This is a genomic window from Rhodopseudomonas sp. BR0C11 (genome assembly GCF_010820945.1).
In the GTDB taxonomy this organism is placed as follows: Bacteria; Pseudomonadota; Alphaproteobacteria; order Rhizobiales; family Xanthobacteraceae; genus Rhodopseudomonas; species Rhodopseudomonas palustris_H.
The window spans coordinates 1-1323 of sequence record NZ_QTKI01000698.1 but is presented as its reverse complement, the minus strand read 5'-3'; the positions used below and the strand labels follow the sequence as shown (position 1 = coordinate 1323).

Below are 1323 nucleotides of genomic sequence, written 5' to 3'. Positions count from 1 at the left end.
AAGAGACAGGTCGAGAAACAGATCGATGGCGCCGAGAGGCCGATGAACGGTTTCGAGGCGCTGACGCTGGCGCCGATCGACCGCCGCCTGATCGACGTGGCGATGCTCAGCACCGAGGAACGATCCTGGCTCGACGCCTACCACGCCCGCGTCCGCGAAACCGTCCGCCCCCACCTCGACGGCCCCACCCAACTCTGGCTCGACGCCGCGACGGCGCCGCTGGGGGCCTGAACACTTGAAGCGATGAGTGCCGCCCTCTCCCCGAGTCATTCCGGGGCGCGAGCGCCAGCTCGCGAACCCGGAATCTGAAGCGGGCACGGCCTGGAGCTGCGTCGCGCACACTAACCTCGAGATTCCGGGTTCGCCGCTGCGCGGCGCCCCGGAATGACAAGCGAGAGTCTCTGCGCACGCGCCCCGGAATGACAGGTTGAGAGTCTGCGCGCGAATGACACCGGTCCGAGGCCTGTGCGGCCCCACGACCAGCAGCCCCTCGCCCGCCTTCCGCATAGCCTTATGCCGAAAAACCGCCTGTTAGCATTACCCTGGCAGGCTACAGTCGAACCACCAGCTCACATCCTTCGCCCTGGCAGGCCCGTCGGGAACCGATCTCGCATGCACGGAATCGTCGGCAGATACGCAACGATCGACGCCAGCCGGCGCGACCTGCCGCCGTCGAAGCTGCTGCTCCTTCTGCTGGTGCTGATGAACGGCGCGGCGCCGATCGCGCTGTACATCTTCGTGCCGGCGCTGCCGGTGCTGGCGAGCGATTTTTCCAGCGACATCTCGGTCGCGCAGATGACCGTGTCGCTCTACATGGTCGGGCTGGCCTGCTCGCAGCTGATCATGGGGCCGCTGTCCGATCGCTTCGGCCGCCGCCCGGTGCTGCTCGGCGGGCTGGCGCTGATGGTCGCGGCCAGCATCGGCTGCATCTTCGCGCAGACGCTGCCGCAACTGATCGGCTTGCGCTTCCTGCAGGCGCTCGGCGGCGCCTCCGGCATGGTGATCAGCCGCGCCATCATCCGCGATCTCTACAGCCGCGACCGCGTCGGCGGCATGCTCAGCCTCGTGATCGCCGTGATGATGATCGCGCAGATGCTGAGCCCGCTCGCCGGGGGCGTGATCGAAACCGCGCTCGGCTGGCGCGCGATCTTCTACGCCGTCACCGCCGGGGCGATCGTCGTCGCCGCCGCGATCACGCTGGCGCTGCCGGAAACCAGCCGCAGCAGCACGCCCACCGCGCAGCGCGGCGGCTTCCGCACCGACCTTCGCAGCCTGTTCGGCAGCCGCGCCTTCATCGGCTACGTGCTGTGCCAGGTGCTGGCG

At 68.6% G+C, this 1323-nt stretch carries 2 protein-coding genes; both read left to right on the top strand.

The window, feature by feature from the left end; genetic code table 11:
* Positions 1 to 231: M24 family metallopeptidase C-terminal domain-containing protein (locus DYI24_RS26680; RefSeq protein ID WP_205523711.1), on the top strand; the 231-nt coding region annotated here is incomplete at its 5' end.
* 381 nt (positions 232 to 612) lie between these two features.
* On the top strand, positions 613 to 1323 hold a 711-nt coding region (locus DYI24_RS26675; protein WP_164574465.1), incomplete at its 3' end, for an MFS transporter.